At 67.5% G+C, this 15722-nt stretch carries 11 protein-coding genes and 1 pseudogene; 5 read left to right on the top strand and 7 right to left on the bottom strand.

The window, feature by feature from the left end; genetic code table 11:
- The 4 genes from JX552_RS10430 to ffh form a co-directional block, all read right to left on the bottom strand.
- Entirely contained in the window at window positions 1-1806 is a 1806-nt protein-coding gene (locus tag JX552_RS10430) for an N-acyl-D-amino-acid deacylase family protein (RefSeq protein ID WP_205878359.1), read from the bottom strand.
- A gap of 60 nt (window positions 1807-1866) precedes the next feature.
- Window positions 1867-3561: a serine/threonine-protein kinase gene (locus JX552_RS10425; RefSeq protein WP_205877251.1), complete on the bottom strand. Its 1695-nt coding sequence runs from the start codon at window positions 3559-3561 to the stop codon at window positions 1867-1869.
- A 64-nt stretch (window positions 3562-3625) separates the two neighbouring features.
- The gene (locus JX552_RS10420) at window positions 3626-4720 is read right to left on the bottom strand and encodes a metal-dependent hydrolase family protein (RefSeq protein WP_205877250.1); all 1095 of its coding nucleotides are present in this window, start codon (window positions 4718-4720) and stop codon (window positions 3626-3628) included.
- 7 nt (window positions 4721-4727) lie between these two features.
- On the bottom strand, window positions 4728-6284 hold the full coding sequence (gene ffh / locus JX552_RS10415; RefSeq protein ID WP_205877248.1) for a signal recognition particle protein: 1557 nt from the start codon (window positions 6282-6284) through the stop codon (window positions 4728-4730).
- Window positions 6285-6515: 231 nt separating this feature from the next.
- Between ffh and JX552_RS10410 the strand changes: the two genes are divergently transcribed.
- The 5 genes and pseudogenes from JX552_RS10410 (at window position 6516) to JX552_RS10390 (ending at window position 11317) form a co-directional block, all read left to right on the top strand.
- Window positions 6516-6998, top strand: a complete 483-nt coding sequence (locus tag JX552_RS10410) for a DUF4383 domain-containing protein (protein ID WP_205877246.1) — start codon at window positions 6516-6518, stop codon at window positions 6996-6998.
- A 27-nt stretch (window positions 6999-7025) separates the two neighbouring features.
- Window positions 7026-7736 carry a methyltransferase domain-containing protein gene (locus JX552_RS10405; protein ID WP_205877244.1) on the top strand — a complete coding sequence of 237 codons (711 nt, stop codon included), beginning with the start codon at window positions 7026-7028 and terminating at the stop codon, window positions 7734-7736.
- Between the two features lie 207 nt (window positions 7737-7943).
- A complete protein-coding gene (locus JX552_RS10400) occupies window positions 7944-9296 on the top strand; it encodes a hypothetical protein (RefSeq protein ID WP_205877242.1) in 1353 nt (450 codons plus the stop codon).
- A 92-nt stretch (window positions 9297-9388) separates the two neighbouring features.
- Window positions 9389-9496: pseudogene (locus JX552_RS10395) on the top strand (alpha/beta hydrolase); the annotation flags it as partial.
- 114 nt (window positions 9497-9610) lie between these two features.
- Window positions 9611-11317: a DEAD/DEAH box helicase gene (locus tag JX552_RS10390; protein ID WP_431195976.1), complete on the top strand. Its 1707-nt coding sequence runs from the start codon at window positions 9611-9613 to the stop codon at window positions 11315-11317.
- Window positions 11318-11378: 61 nt separating this feature from the next.
- On the opposite strand, the gene JX552_RS10385 is transcribed toward JX552_RS10390, so the two are convergent.
- From JX552_RS10385 to JX552_RS10375, 3 genes are read right to left on the bottom strand one after another with little or no spacing between them, the layout of a single operon-like run.
- A complete protein-coding gene (locus JX552_RS10385; protein WP_205877240.1) occupies window positions 11379-13847 on the bottom strand; it encodes a [protein-PII] uridylyltransferase in 2469 nt (822 codons plus the stop codon).
- Between the two features lie 44 nt (window positions 13848-13891).
- Window positions 13892-14230 (bottom strand): nitrogen regulatory protein P-II, encoded by a 339-nt coding sequence (glnB, locus tag JX552_RS10380; protein WP_055577570.1) that lies wholly within the window; start codon window positions 14228-14230, stop codon window positions 13892-13894.
- A 2-nt stretch (window positions 14231-14232) separates the two neighbouring features.
- Window positions 14233-15654, bottom strand: coding sequence for an ammonium transporter (locus tag JX552_RS10375; protein WP_205878358.1), 1422 nt, complete (start codon window positions 15652-15654; stop codon window positions 14233-14235).
- Window positions 15655-15722: the final 68 nt, after the last annotated feature.

Genomic DNA, 15722 nt, shown 5'->3' with positions numbered 1-15722 from the left:
TCAGGCTGACCCGCTCAACGCTGCCGACTGGTGCTCGCCCGCGCGCAGGTAACGGCCCGACTTCACGGTCTGACCGAAGCCCTCGCGGAACTCCCCGTTGCGGTAGACGACGGCGCCGCCCACGGCCGTGGCCACCACGGTCGCGTCGTTGCGGTTGACCATGCGTCGCAGGCCGCCGTAGAAGGGCACCGCCGCCTCGTGGTAGCCGTCCACCGAGCTGTCCAGGTGAGCGGGGTCGATCACCACGAAATCCGCACGGTCACCTTCGCGCAACGTGCCGGCGTCGATGCCGAACCACTCGGCCACCTCCGCCGTGAGGCGGTAGATCGCTCGCTCGGTAGTCAAGAACGGCCTGCCCGCCTGCTGCGCCTCATGTACCCGCTTGAGCAATCGCAGGGGGAAGTTGTAGAAGGCCATGTTGCGCAGGTGTGCGCCGGCGTCGGAGAAGCCCATGTGGATGCTCGGGTCGGCGGCCAATATGTCAAGTTGCCTGGGCCGGTGGTTGGCGACGGTGGTGGTCCAGCGCACGTTGCGCTCACCGTTGTCGACGAGAATGTCGAGGAACGCGTCCAGCGGATGCAGCCCACGCTCGTCGGCGATTGCACCAAAGCTCTTGCCGATCAACGACTCATCGGGGCACTCCACGATCACTGCGTCGTGAAAATCACGGTGCCACAGCGACGGCCCGAGCTTGCGGCGGTCGAACTGCCGCCGGAACCGACGGCGGTACTCTTGATCAGCCAGCAACTCGTTGCGCTGCAACTGATCTCGCAGATGCAGTGCGGCCGTTCCGGCGCCGAATTCTTCGAAGACCGGCAGATCGATTCCATCGGAATATAATTCGAACGGCACCGGGAGGTGCTGGAAACGAACGCTGGCGCGCAGCAGCTTGTTGAGCAACCGGGTACCTCGCCCGAACACGTGCACGGCCAGCGGCATCGACTTGGCGTCCGCCGACACCAACATGCTCATCCGGACTCCCCTGTTCCGGTTGAGAATTCGGCTGCTGGTGAGAAAGAACATCAGCGGGGACACCGAGCTGTTGACGTTGGGCGCACTCTGCAGGATGCGTCCGCGTTTCCGGAGCACCTCGATCAGCCGGCGCCGCTCACGCCACGTCGCGAAGGTGGAAGGCAGCGCCCGCGAGCGGAAACGGTCGCCGTCCAATTTGTCGATCGGTGCGTCCATCCCCGACATGCCCAGCATGCCGGCGTCCAGCGCCTCGTCGAGCAGTCGGGCCATCGTCTCCAGTTCGGCATCGGTCGGCCGCACGGTGTCGTCGGTGGCGCGTTCAAGGCCCAGCACCGAGGCCCGCAGGTCCGAGTGGCCGAGCATTGAGCTCACGTTGGGCCCCAGCGGAAGGGCGTCGAGAGCGGCGATGTACTCCGCCGGCGACGACCAGGTCCTGTTGTCGTGCAGCGTTCTCAACACGAAGTCGCGCGGCACCGCCTCAACCCGACTGAACAGGTCGGCGGCGTCTTCGGAGTTGGCGTAGACCGTCGACAGCGAGCAGTTGCCCAACAGCAGCGTGGTGACACCGTGGCGTACCGATTCCCGCAGGCCCGGGTCGAGCAGGATCTCGGCGTCGTAGTGGGTGTGCACGTCGATGAATCCGGGTGCGATCCACTTTCCCGCCGCGTCGATCACCTCCGGACATCCGGTCGCATCCAGCGGTCCGGCCGAAACCGTGGCCACCATGCCATCGCGTATGCCCAGCGTCCGGATCCGGGGTTTGGCACCTGTTCCGTCAAGCCACAGGCCGTCACGGACGATCACGTCGTAAGTCACAGTTCCTCCAAGTCGAATGAGCTTGACTTGAAACTAACATAGATAGCGAATGCTCGCAATCTTTTATTCCCGGAGTGCTCAGCCGCCCGGTCTCGGGGGCCCCGTGCTGGGCGTTTGCGTGGTCGCCGTCGTTGCCGGTGGCGTCATCGCGGGGGTCCTCACGGGGTCGGGCACGTTCACCGCCGGCGGGATACCACCATCGCGGCTGGCCACGGTGGGTATGCGGATGAGGCCGCCCAACTGATTGCACTCGTTGGTCTTAACCGTGACGGCCATCTCTCCGACGAGATCGCCTTCCGGTTGCGGCTGCAGCGTCAGCACCTGGATGGTGGTCTGGGCGCTCGCCTGACCATTGGGACCGATGCAGGGAAACTTGGTGGTCTCCGCCCGGGATCGCCACTGGCCGTCGATGAACTCCAGCAGCAGCGGGTGCACGTCCGGCGACTTTTCCCGGGCATGGTCGCTGTCGTCGAGCAGCGTCGCCGCGGCCAGGCAGCGGGTTGGGGTACATGAGGAGCGGATCGCCCACCAGGTCTCGACGTCCGGCGGCTGCGGGGTCGGCGTGGTGTCGAAGGTCTGTCGGGAGCGTTGCACTTCGATTCGGTAGGTGCCGTCCAGCGGACGCGGGGCCACCGCCGCAGCGCTGCTCGTGGTGACGCTCGAGGCGGTCACCGGGCCATCTGCCTGCGGGGTCGGGGTGGTCCTGCGCCCGATCGCGATGCCCGCTGCCAACAAGCCCCCCAGCAACAGCACCGCGACAGCACCGATCATGATCCGGCGCGGCCCGAACCTCCTCGCCTTGCGGGCGCCACTGGAGAACGCGTCCAACCGCCGGGCCATCGAACCCGCCGCTGATCGCAGAAGTCCCCCCGACGGGTCGGAGGCGGGTCCCGGAACGTGCTCCGGGGGAGCCGCTTCCGGCCAGGCGTAGACGGGGTAGTCGACGACATAGGCAGGCTCGACGGCCGGCTGCGTGGCGGAAGTCCCGGCCGCCTGCGGGCCGCGCTCGGCGATCCCGGCTCGCTCGGCGAGCGCAGCGGCAAACTCGCGACAACTTACGAACCGATCCGCCGGGTTGTCAGCCAACGCCCTGCCGAGCACCTCGTCGAGCCGGACCAGATCCGGACGCAGCTCACTGAGCCTGGGCGGGTTCGGATGTGCCGGCGGCGTCCCGGTGAACAGGTGCATCGCGGTGGCCGCCAACGCGTACTGATCGGCGCGGCCGTCGCACGGCACACCCGTTGACTCCTCCGGGGCGGCATAGCCGGCCTCACCCGGCGGACGCTGTAACCCGAAGTCACACAGCATGATTCGCGACTCGCCAGTACCGGAGGTGGTCAGCAGAAGGTTGCCGGGCCGCACGTCGCGGTGCAGCACGCCGCGCTGGTGGGCGAAGTCAAGGCCTGCCGCCGCGGCGGTGACGATCGCAACCGCCTCGTCGACCGGCAGCACCGCGGGAAAGCGGTCTGCCATCAACTTGGCCACATCGCTGCCGTCAACGTAATCCATTGCGGCCCAAAGCCGCCCGTCGTGCTCGCCGCGCTCGTGCAGCTCGACGATGTTGACGTGGAACAGCGTCGCCACACTCTGGGTCTCGCGGTGAAACCGAGCACGGAATTCCTCGTCCGCCCACAGCCTGACTGGGAGGATCTTCAGCGCCCGCCACCCAGGCAGGTCCGGGCGCTGGGCCAGGTACAGCTCGCCAGTCGCCGATGATCTCAACATCCGAACAACGGTGTAACCGGCAAAATTTGCGCCGCTGGCCAACGCCATTTAGCGATGGTAACCATCTCGGTGCAGCCAGGTGCGGCAGCGCCCGGCGAACACTGAGCGAAATCTAGGCCCGACCGGGCCGGAACACCTTGCCCCGCAGGATCACCAGGTCAGGCCGGTGCAGCACGTCCGGACCCCGGCGGGGATCCTCGGCGTAGCACAGCAAGTCGGCCGAAGCGCCGTGGTCCAGGCCCGGTCGGCCCAGCCAGCGGCGGGCATCCCAGCACGCCGCCCCCAATGCCTCCTCGGCGGTCATGCCGATCCGGCGCAGCGCGTCGACCTCGTCTGCGATGCGCCCGTGTCTGATCGTGCCGCCGGCGTCGCTGCCGGCATAGACCGGCACTCCGGCGTCGCGCGCGGCGGCGACCCGCTGGTACCCGCGGTCATAGAGATCGCGCATGTGCGCGGCGTACCTGGGGTAACGCACGGCGGCGTCGGCGATGCCCGGGAAGTTCTCCAGGTTGATCAGCGTGGGCACCAGCGCCGTGCCATGTTCGACCATCAGACCGATCGTCTCGTCGGTAAGGCCGGTGCCGTGTTCGATGCAGTCGATGCCGGCGTTGATCAGGCCGGGCAGCGCATCCTCGCCGAAAACGTGTGCGGTGACGCGGGCGCCGTAGGCGTGCGCGGTGTCGATCGCGGCGCGCAGGACGTCGTCGGACCACAGCGGCGCGAGGTCGCCGATCCCCCGGTCGATCCAGTCACCGACCAGTTTGATCCAGCCGTCGCCGCGCCGCGCCTGCTCGGCGACGGCGTCGGGCAGCTGCGATTCGTCTTCCAGGTCGGCGGCCAAACCGGGGATGTAGCGCTTGGGTCTGGCCAGGTGCCGTCCGGCCCGGATGATGCGGGGCAGATCTTCACGATCGTCGAGCCTGCGGGTGTCGATCGGTGAGCCGCAGTCGCGCAGCAACAGTGCCCCCACGTCGCGCTCGACTTCGGCCTGGCCGATCGCCTCATCGAGTTCAACGGCGCCGTGCGGGCCGAGCCCGACGTGGCAGTGCGCGTCGACCAGCCCGGGCAGGATCCAGCCTGGAGAAGACGACGAGCCGAAGACGGTGTCGGCGCCGGACACCTGCTCTAAGCTGATGCGGCCGTCGACGATCCACAGTTCGGTGTCGACGTCGCCGGGTAGGCCCAGCCCGCGCACGTGCAGTCGCACCGCGCGGCTATTTCTGGCCGGGGAACTTCAGCTTGGACAGGTCGAAGTCGGCCAGCCCGGGCGGCAACTCGTTGAGTCCTTCGGGCATCTGCGACAGGTCCGGGAACCCCGCCGGCATGCCGGGCATGCCCGCGCCGAACGGACTGCGCGTCTTGGGCGGCGTCGGTCCGCGGGCCCCCTTCTTGCCCTTCTTGCCTTTCGAGCTGCGGGACTTGCGCGTCGCAGACTTCCGGCCCAGGCCGGGGATGCCCATGCCGCCGAGCATCGACGACATCATCTTGCGGGCTTCGAAGAAGCGGTCGACCAACTGGTTGACCTCGGAGACGGTGACCCCCGAGCCGTTGGCGATGCGCAGCCGCCGTGAGGCGTTGATGATCTTGGGGTCGGCCCGCTCCTGCGGGGTCATGCCGCGGATGATGGCCTGGATGCGGTCGAGGCTCTTGTCGTCCACTTCGGCCAGCGCGTCCTTCATCTGCGCCCCGCCGGGCAGCATGCCCAGCAGGTTGCCGATCGGACCCATCTTGCGGACGGCCAGCATCTGCTCGAGGAAGTCTTCCAGCGTCAGCTCACCGGCGCCGATCTTGGCAGCGGCCGCCTCGGCCTGCTGGGCGTCGAAGACCTGCTCGGCCTGTTCGATCAGACTCAGCACGTCGCCCATGCCCAGGATGCGGCTGGCCATCCGGTCGGGGTGGAAGACCTCGAAGTCCTCGAACTTCTCTCCGGTGGAGGCGAAAAGGATTGGCACGCCGGTCACTTCGCGGACCGACAGGGCGGCGCCACCACGGGCGTCGCCGTCCAGCTTGGTCAGCACCACGCCGGTGAACCCGACGCCGTCGCCGAAGGCCTGTGCGGTGGCGACGGCGTCCTGACCGATCATCGCGTCCAGGACGAATAGCACCTCGTCCGGATTGACGGCGTCACGGATCGCCGCGGCCTGGGCCATCAACTCTTCGTCGATGCCGAGTCGTCCGGCGGTGTCGACGATGACGAAATCGAAGTGCTTGGCCCTGGCCTCGGCGATGCCCGCCGCGGCGACCGCGACCGGGTCACCCGGGCCCGACTCCGGTGATGCGCCGGGGTGCGGCGCGAACACCGGTACGCCGGCACGCTGGCCGACGACTTGGAGCTGATTGACCGCGGCCGGGCGTTGCAGGTCGCAGGCCACCAGCAGCGGCGTGTGGCCCTGGTTCTTGAGGCGGTAGGCCAACTTGCCGGCCAGGGTCGTCTTACCGGAACCCTGCAGACCGGCGAGCATGATCACCGTCGGCGGGTTCTTCGCGTACGCGATCTCTCGGGTCTCCCCGCCGAGGATGCCGATCAGTTCCTCGTTGACGATCTTGACGACCTGCTGCGCCGGGTTGAGGGCGCCGGAAACCTCGTGGCCCCGGGCCCGTTCCTTGATCCGGTGGACGAACGCTCGGACGACGGGCAGCGACACGTCGGCTTCCAGCAGCGCGAGACGAATCTCGCGGGTGGTGGCATCAATATCGGCGTCGGTCAGGCGGCCTTTGCCGCGCAGTCCCTGGAGGGCACCGGTCAAGCGATCGGACAGCGATTCAAACACGACAGCCAGCCTAATGGTGCTGCCGCGGGACGCGATCACCGCACTTGGTGAGCCGAAGCGGCCAAGCGCCTCGCGCCGCGAAACGAAACCTTCTCCGCCCAGCAAGGCGCACAGCAGGCCGTCGAGCAGGCCGTCGAGCGAAGTTTGTTTCCGAATTGCGGGGGTAGCCGGGGGTAGCTACCAGCAACCGCGCTATCGACACCGCGTCATTATCGACGGAAGGGCATTCCGATGACCGCACGACAATCGGCGACCGCGCCACCGCGATCGATCCAGATCGCCGCAATGGTGTTCGGAGTGATCTTCCTGCTCGTCGGGATTCTCGGCTTCGTGCCTGGCATTACCACCAACTTCGACCAGCTGCAGTTTGCTGGCCACCACTCCGAGGCCGCACTGCTCGGCCTGTTCAACGTGTCGATTCTGCATAACATCGTGCACCTGCTGTTCGGTGCGGCCGGTCTGGCGCTGGGGCGTACCCGCAGCGGTGCTCGGTGGTACTTGATCGGTGGTGGCATCGTCTATGCGGTCCTCTTCCTGTACGGGCTCGTCATCCACCATGACGCAGCGGCTAACTTCGTCCCGCTCAACGATGCCGACAATTGGTTGCACCTGGTACTGGCCGTCGGCATGATCGGACTGGGCGTCGCACTGAGCCCTCGACTGAACCCCGGCAGTGCGACCGCAGCGCCGCGGCCGCCGGAGGCCAGAGGCTAGCCGCGGATTACTCGTCCGGTTCACGACATGACAACCGCTACGCCGGCAGTCAGCCGAGTCGCCACCGCGCCGGTGACAATCGATCACATCTATCGGGCGGCGGTGGTCGGCGCGCCGTGCTGGGCCCGAAATCATCGCGGTCAGCTGCGGCAATTGCCGATGACGCGCTGGATCGGTGGCCCCAGCATGAGCGCGCGCGACCGTCTTGCCGACGAATATGTGCTGGCGCAGTGCTCACCCCGACCCACCCTCGACGTCGGTTGTGGGCCAGGGCGTATCACCGCGTCATTACAGGACCGCAATCTACCTGCGTTGGGAGTGGACAATTGCGCCGCCGCCGTGGAGCTGACGCGGTTGCGCGGTGGTGCCGCGATCCGCCGCGATGTCTTCGCCCCGCTCCCTGCCGAGGGCTGCTGGCAGCAGGTACTGCTCATCGACGGCAACATCGGCGTCGGCGGTGCACCGGCCACGATTTTGCTGCGACTCGCCAGACTCCTGGCGCCGGGCGGAATCATCGTCGCCGAAGTCGACGGTCCGACCACCTCGCCCAACCGCGAAATGCTGCGCTGGGAAACCGACGACCACGTATCCCACTGGTTTCCGTGGGCCCGGGTCGGTGCAACCGCACTCGGGGAAGTCGCAAATGCCGCGGGATTGCTGATCCGCAGCGTTGTCGACATCCAGGGCAGGATCATCGCGGTGCTGGCTGCAGACCGCCCCGATGACGGGGTGGGCTGAACGTGCGTGTCGATGCCTTCGACCAATATGTGCAGGTGTCGAGCACCAACGTGAGTGACCGATTGATCGATCCGTCCCGTTAGCGCCGCCGATGAGACGGGGTCGAACCGCTTATCCGACACAGGTCCGAAGCAGCGCGGCATCATTGGTTCGGATGAGATCGGCACCGTCCTGCGTCCCCCGGAATCACCGACAGGCTGTCATCACATGAGAATCCGCCTACGGGAGACGCTGGCGGTCTCAGGCGCGGTAGCGCTGGTCGCGGCCGCCTTCGCGGTGCCTCATCTGCACCTCGGTATCACTCCACTGATCAACGCCCCACCGGAACGATTCGCGGCATTCGCCGGGATGGCGCCGATCTTCGGCTGGTGGCAGCCCCACATCGGGTGGGGCACTGGGCCCGCCCTGGTCATCGGCGGTGCCGCCATCCTTTGGGGGCCGTCGATCGCCATGCGCATGTCATGGCGTGCGCTGACGATGACCACCTGGACGACGGCCGCCGCATGGGCGTTCTCGCTGGCCATGATCGACGGCTGGGGGCTCGGCTTTGCCGGCCGCCTCACTGCACGCCACGAATACCTCCAACAAGTGCCCACCGTCACGGACATCCCCGAGGCGGTTCACCACTTCACGGCCAGAATCCTCGATTTTCAACCGAATTCGTGGATTACCCACGTCTCCGGACATCCGCCCGGTGCGCTGCTTACCTTCGTGTGGCTGGATCGAGTCGGCCTGACCGGCGGCGGCTGGGCTGGATTGCTGTGCCTGTTGAGCGGTTCGAGCGCCGCGGTGGCCATCATCGTCACCGTCCGGGCGTTGGCCCATGAGAACACCGCCCGAAGAGCGGCGCCGTTCGTCGCGGTGTCTCCGGCGGCGATCTGGATCGCGGTATCCGCAGACGGCTATTTTGCCGGCGTGGCGGCCTGGGGAATCGCGTTGCTGGCACTGGCCGCTCGCCGGTCGGTGCGGATGCCGGCGATGGCCTCGGTAGGCGCGGGTCTGCTGCTGGGCTGGGGCATGTTCCTGAGCTACGGTCTGGCCTTGATGGCGATTCCGGCCGCGGCGGTCGTGATCGCCGCGATCGACCGGCGTGCGGCATTCCGAGCGCTGATACTGGCGGCTACCGCAGCGGTGGCGGTGGTTCTGGTATTCACGGTTGCCGGGTTCTGCTGGTTGGACGGTTACGAGCTAGTACAGCAACGTTATTGGCAGGGAATCGCCGTTGACCGGCCGTTCCGCTACTGGTCGTGGGGCAATCTGGCGTCGGTCGTGTGCGTGATCGGGCTGGCCGGAGTGGCCGGCACGAGCCGGGCGATCGACGTCTCCGCAATCCGTCGGCGCCGAGGCCTCACCCTGCTCCTGGTGGCAATGGTGGTCGCGATTCTGCTGGCCGACGCAAGCCAGTTGAGCAAGGCCGAGGTGGAGCGCATCTGGCTGCCCTTCACGGTATGGCTGTCGGCGCCGGCTGCTCTTCTGCCGCCTCGTTCACACCGCTGGTGGCTGGCGATCAACGTCGTCGGAGCGCTCGTGCTGAATCACCTCGTCTTGACGAACTGGTAGGCGCTGCCCCGGCCGTCAAGACGCAACCTTGCCGCGACTCGGCGCAGGCGTCGGTATGTTGGTTGCGAAAGCGGCAGTCGCTTACCGCTCCGAACCCCGAGTTCTTCGCGATGGGCCACAACATGATGCTCGAACCCGGCTGGCCCGCCGTCGCCACGCGTATCCACGACTGGCTGCAGCCCCACGACCAGCGAATCTGATCTCGGAGCCACGTCGTTGCAGCGCCGAAAAGCGTTGTCGTGCTAGATTTCACAGCCACCGCGCCGTCGCACACGGCCGAGCTACTCTGGCAAGCTGATGGGGGGAATGTGTCGCTGCAGCCGGTCAGCCACTTCCCCGCCGACACCACCCGCTCGTTGCGTGGCTGGCAGCGTCGCGCCCTGGTGAAGTACCTGGGCACCGAGCCGCGGGACTTCCTGGCCGTCGCCACGCCGGGTGCGGGCAAGACCGCGTTCGCCCTGCGCATCGCCGGTGAACTGATCGCCCACCGGGCCGTCGAGCAGCTCACCGTCGTCGTACCCACCGAGCACCTCAAAATCCAGTGGGCACAGGCCGCCGGGCGCCAGGGGCTGTCGCTGGATCCGAAGTTCTCCAACTCCAACGCGCAGACCTCGCCGGAGTTCCACGGCGTGGTGGTCACCTATGCCCAGGTCGCCGCGCACCCGACGCTGCACCGCGTGCGCACCGAGCAACGCAAGACGTTGGTCATCTTCGACGAGATCCACCACGGCGGCGACGCGAAGACCTGGGGTGACGCCATACGGGAAGCGTTCGGTGACGCCACCCGCCGGCTGGCCCTGACCGGCACGCCGTTTCGCAGCGACGACAGTCCCATCCCGTTCGTCGACTACGAACCCGACGCCGACGGCCTGATGCGGTCGAAGGCCGACCACACCTACGGCTACGCGGAGGCGCTGGCCGATGGTGTGGTCCGCCCGGTGGTGTTCATGGCGTATTCGGGGCAGGCCCGCTGGCGGGACAGCGCCGGCGAAGAACACGAAGCGCGACTGGGCGAACCGTTGTCCGCCGAGCAGACCGCGCGGGCGTGGCGCACCGCCCTGGACCCAGCCGGCGAGTGGATGCCGGCGGTGATCGCGGCGGCCGATCAGCGACTGCGGCAAAAGCGTGAGCATGTGCCCGACGCGGGCGGGATGATCATCGCCTCCGACCGGACCGCGGCCCGCGCCTATGCCACCCTGCTGCACAGGACGACCGGCGAGGCGCCCACCGTCGTCCTCTCCGATGACCCCGGCTCGTCGGCCCGCATCTCGGAGTTCGCGGATAGCACCAGCCGGTGGCTGGTCGCCGTACGGATGGTCTCCGAGGGGGTGGACGTGCCGCGGCTGGCGGTCGGGATCTACGCGACCAGCGCCTCCACCCCGCTGTTCTTCGCTCAGGCCATCGGGCGGTTCGTCCGATCCCGACGACCGGGCGAGACGGCGAGCATCTTCCTTCCGTCGGTGCCCAACCTGCTGCAACTGGCCAGCGAGCTGGAGGCACAGCGCAACCACGTGCTGGGCAAACCGCACCGCGAATCCGAAGGCGACCCGCTCGACGGGGATCCGGCCACCAAGACGCAAAACGAGCCCGGAGAAGACAAGGGCTTCACCTCACTCGGCGCCGACGCCGAGCTGGACCAGGTCATCTTCGACGGCTCCTCGTTCGGCACCGCCACCCCCGCCGGCAGTGACGAGGAGGCTGACTATCTCGGCATTCCCGGGCTGCTCGACGCCGAACAGATGCGCGCCCTGCTGCACCGGCGCCAGGACGAACAGCTGCAGAAGCGGGCCCAGGCTGGAGCCCCGGCGCCGTCGATGACCACCCACGGGCAACTGCGGGAGCTGCGCCGCGAACTCAACGCCCTGGTCTCGGTCGCTCACCATCGCACCGGTAAGCCGCATGGCTGGATTCACAACGAGCTGCGCCGTCGCTGTGGCGGGCCGCCGATCGCCGCAGCGACCCGCGATCAGCTCAAAGCACGCATTGACGCCGTACGTCAGTTCAACGCCGAACAGCGCTAGCACGATGCCGGCGATCCGTCCCCCGCACGCGGGAGGCGGCCCCCGGCGATTGCCACGAAGGTCAGTCCCCGACGGGCTCGTCCTCCAAGACGACCGCGGGTGCGCCCAGCACGGCCAGCAGGTGCTTCTCCACCGCGGCGCGCGCATTCAGTTCCGGCGGCACCGACACACAGAAAACGTCGGCTGCGGTCGAGCCGAAGGTGTTGACTTTGGCCCACAGAATGTCGGTGTCAGCGCGCTCCAACGCTCGAGTCAGCAAGGCGAGCAGACCCACCCGGTCCATGGCGCGGACTTCCAGAATCAGCTGACCCGGGGTATCGGTGTCCAGCCACAGAATCCGCGGCGGTGCGGTCGAACGGGTGACCGGCACGCCCACCTGGACCTCGCCGGCCCGCGCGGTGGCCGAACTGGTGGCCTCGCTGTCCCGCTTTTCCAGCATGCCGCAGACGTCGATGTCGCCGTGCAGGGCGCCGACGAACTGCTGACGCAGTAGTTCCGCGGCGGGCGGCGAACCGAACAGCGGGGACACCACGAATTCGGTGATCACCACTCCCTCGTGGATGTTCACCGACGCCGAATGCACCCGCAGCGAGTTCAGCGCGAGCACGGCCGCGGCCTTGGACACCAACCCGCGCTGATCGGGCGCCACCATCACCGCGCACAGCCGCTCCCCGTCGCCCGGGTTGAGCTCGACGTGCACGCCCTGCCGCTCCGCCAGCGAAAGATAGTGCGGCGCGGTGGGTTCGGCCTGCGGCAGAGTCTCCCCCGCCATGGCCAGCCGGCAGCGCCGCACCAGGTCCTCGACCAGCGACGCCTTCCAGTCGCTCCACACGCCGGGGCCGGTGGCCTTGGAGTCGGCCTCCGACAGCGCGTGCATCAGCTCCAGCAATTGCGGGTCACCGCCCAGCGCCTCGGACACGGCCTCGATGGTTTTGGGGTCGTTGAGGTCGCTGCGGGTAGCGGTGATGGGCAACAGCAGGTGGTGGCGGACCATCTTCGAGATCGTGTCGACGTCGGCGGGTGACAGTCCGAGCCGCTGACCGATCGGGATCACCAGGTCCGCGCCCAACACACAGTGGTCCATCCCGCGGCCCTTGCCGATGTCGTGCAGCAGTGCACCCAAAGCGAGCAGGTCCGGTCGGGCCACATTAGTGGTCAGCGGCGCGGCATGCACGGCGCACTCCACGACGTGACGGTCCACCGTCCACTTGTGGGAGACATCGCGTGGCGGCAGGTCGCGGATCGCGTCCCATTCCGGCAGCAGCTGGCCCCACAACCCGGTGCGGTCCAGGGCCTCGATGGTCGCCACCGCGGTGGGGCCGGCCAGCAGCACCACCAACAGGTCGTCCAGGGCTTCCCGCGGCCACGGCGTCGGCAGTGCGGGCGCGCTGTCCAACCGGCTCAGGGTTGCGGCGCCGATCGGGACGCCGGTGTCGGCGGCCGCGGCGGCTACCCGCAGCACCAGGCCGGGGTCGTTCTCGGGACGGGCATCGCGGGCGAGGACGATCTCGCCGGCGTATTCGACGACGCCCTCATCCAGCGGCCGCCGCTTGGGCCGCCGCATCAGGGCGGTGATCCCGCGTTTGGGCAGCGCGTTGGAGGCGGTGCGCAGCCCCGTGACGGCGTGGAAGCTGATGGTGCGGCCGGCACTGGACAGCATGCGCGCCAGGTCGAACCGGTCACCGACATCCAACGCCTCGCTGATCTCGTCGGCGAATTGCGCCAGCAGTTGGTCGCGACCGCGCCGGGACACCACGTGCAGTTCGGTGCGCACATCCAGCAGCGTCAGGTATGCGTCGTCCAGCGACCCGACCGCCGTGTCCGCCCGGGCCATGCCGTGGCGGTCGATGAGTTGCGCCAGCGCCAGGGCGTTGAGCAACTGGACATCGCGCAGCCCGCCGCGGCCGGACTTGAGGTCGGGCTCGGCCCGGTGCGCGATGCGGCCCAGCCGTAGCCAGCGCGCGTGCGTCATCTCCACGAGTTCGTCCATGCGCGAACGGATTCCGCTGCGCCACTGGCGTTTGATCCCGTCGATCAGTTCGGTCGACAGCGCTTGGGATCCGGCGATGTGCCGCGCTTCGAGCATGCCCAGAGCGGCAGTCAGATCGGCGTTGGCGGTGCTCAACGCCTCGCTGACCGTGCGCACACTGTGGTCGAGCCGAATATTGGCGTCCCACAACGGATACCACAATTTGTCGGCGATCGGACTGAGCACTTCGGGCGGCTTGCCGTCGTGCACCAGCACCAGATCGAGGTCCGAATACGGGAGCATCTCGCGCCGGCCCAGGCCGCCGACCGCCACTATCGCAAAGCCACTGTCGTCGGTGATGCCGATCTCGGAAGCCTTTGCGATCAGCCAGCTTTCGTGCAGCTTTAGCACAGCCTGACGCATCTCGGCAGGCTTCATGCCGCGCAATCCGTCAGACAACAGTTCGCGCCGCGCGGCAGCCAGATCGACTGCCGCAGCGGCGCTTCCTGCTTGCGTTTCTCCTGATGCCGACGGCGAAGGGTCCGGCCGGTTCGGTCTCACACCCGGCCGGCCCGTCTACCTAGCTTCAGCAAGGCCGGTATACCTCACAGGGCGTCAGAACCGCGCTCACCGGTGCGCACCCGCACGATGGTGTCCACGGGACTGACCCAGACCTTGCCGTCACCGATCTTGCCGGTTCGTGCCGCCCTGACGATGCTGTCCACGACCTTGTCGACGATGGAGTCGTCGACAACGACCTCGATCCGGACCTTGGGCACGAAGTCCACCGAGTACTCAGCACCCCGGTAGACCTCGGTGTGGCCCTTCTGCCGCCCATAGCCCTGGATTTCACTGACCGTCATGCCCAGGACGCCGGCGTCCTCCAGGCTGGTCTTGACGTCGTCGAGGGTGAACGGCTTGACGATCGCGGTGATCAGCTTCATTTCTATTCCGCCTCAACTTTCTCGGCCACTCGCGCCTGCAGGCCGTTCGGGGTGTCCGGCAGGCTGGCGCGGGGAAGCACCGAACCGCTGGCCACTGCGAAATCGTAGCCGCTCTCGGCGTGCTCCGACTCATCGATGCCAGCCGCTTCCTGCTCTGCCCCCAGACGCAGCCCAATGGTGTATTTCAGGATAAGCGCCAGGATCAGCGTGACGACACCGGAGTAGATGAGCACACTGAACGCGCCGATCGCTTGCCGTCCCAGTTGGGCAAACTCCAGGTGGCCGAGACCGTCGCTGTAGAACAACCCCTTGGACACGCCCGCCACGCCGTTGATCGCGACGCTCTCGGGTGCGGCTACCAGGCCGACCATCAGGGTGCCGGCCAGACCGCCGACCAGGTGCACACCGACCACGTCGAGCGAGTCGTCGAAGCCCAGCTTGAACTTCAGCCCCACCGCCAGGGCGCACAGCACCCCGGCGACCACGCCGATGGCCAGGGCACCCAGCGCGTTCACCGACGAGCAGGACGGCGTGATCGCGACCAGACCGGCCACGATGCCCGAGGCCGCACCCAGGGTGGTGGCGTGGCCGTCGCGGATGCGCTCGGTGAGTAGCCAGGCCAGCATCGCCGCCGCAGTGGCGATCGTGGTGGTGACGAACGTCGACCCCGCGGCGCCGTTCGAAGTCGTCGCCGACCCGGCGTTGAACCCGTACCAACCGAACCACAGCAACCCGGCGCCGAGCATCACAAACGGCAGGTTGTGCGGACGGAACAGGGTCGTGGGCCAACCTTTGCGTTTGCCCAGCACGAGCGCCAGCACCAGACCGGCGACACCTGCGTTGATGTGCACCGCGGTGCCACCTGCGAAGTCGATCGCGTGCAGCTTGTTGGCGATCCAGCCACCCTTCTCGGCGGCGAACCCGTCGAACGCGAACACCCAGTGCGCCACCGGGAAGTACACCAGCGTCGCCCAGAGACCGGAAAACACCAGCCAGGCGCTGAACTTGAGCCGGTCGGCAACCGCGCCCGAGATCAGCGCGACGGTGATGATCGCGAACATCAACTGGAACGCGACGAACACGGTTGCCGGCAGGGTGCCGGCCAGCGGAATGTCCGTTGCCGCGACGCCCTTGGCCGCATCGGCAGCGACCGAGTTGCCACCGATGAGACCCTTCAGGCCCCAGTATTCGGTCGGGCTGCCGACCACGTTGCCGGTGTCGGTGCCGAACGCCATGGAGTAACCGTAGAGCACCCACAACACCGTCACGACGCCCATCGCGCTGATGCTCATCATGATCATGTTGAGCACGCTCTTGGCACGGACCATGCCACCGTAGAAGAACGCCAGCCCCGGCGTCATCAGCAGCACGAGTGCCGAACTCGCCAACATCCAGGCCGTATCGCCGGTATTGGGCTGGCCCATTAATGGGAAACTCACTCGCTATCACCTCCAGTCAGCGTTGGGAGGGCCCCAGAATGATGACTGGTGAC

It is taken from the genome of Mycobacterium gordonae (genome assembly GCF_017086405.1).
GTDB classification, from domain to species: Bacteria; Actinomycetota; Actinomycetes; order Mycobacteriales; family Mycobacteriaceae; genus Mycobacterium; species Mycobacterium gordonae_D.
The sequence above is the reverse complement of the archived record's forward strand: the minus strand, read 5'-3'. Positions and strand labels throughout refer to the sequence as shown.

Excerpts from the sequence above, each read along its gene's own strand:
- JX552_RS10425 (WP_205877251.1), bottom strand. The coding sequence starts at position 3,561 with ATGGCGTTGGCCAGCGGCGCAAATTTTGCCGGTTACACCGTTGTTCGG.
- JX552_RS10410 (WP_205877246.1), top strand. The coding sequence starts at position 6,516 with ATGACCGCACGACAATCGGCGACCGCGCCACCGCGATCGATCCAGATC.
- JX552_RS10405 (WP_205877244.1), top strand. The coding sequence starts at position 7,026 with ATGACAACCGCTACGCCGGCAGTCAGCCGAGTCGCCACCGCGCCGGTG.
- JX552_RS10400 (WP_205877242.1), top strand. The coding sequence starts at position 7,944 with ATGAGAATCCGCCTACGGGAGACGCTGGCGGTCTCAGGCGCGGTAGCG.
- glnB (WP_055577570.1), bottom strand. The coding sequence starts at position 14,230 with ATGAAGCTGATCACCGCGATCGTCAAGCCGTTCACCCTCGACGACGTC.
- JX552_RS10375 (WP_205878358.1), bottom strand. The coding sequence starts at position 15,654 with ATGGGCCAGCCCAATACCGGCGATACGGCCTGGATGTTGGCGAGTTCG.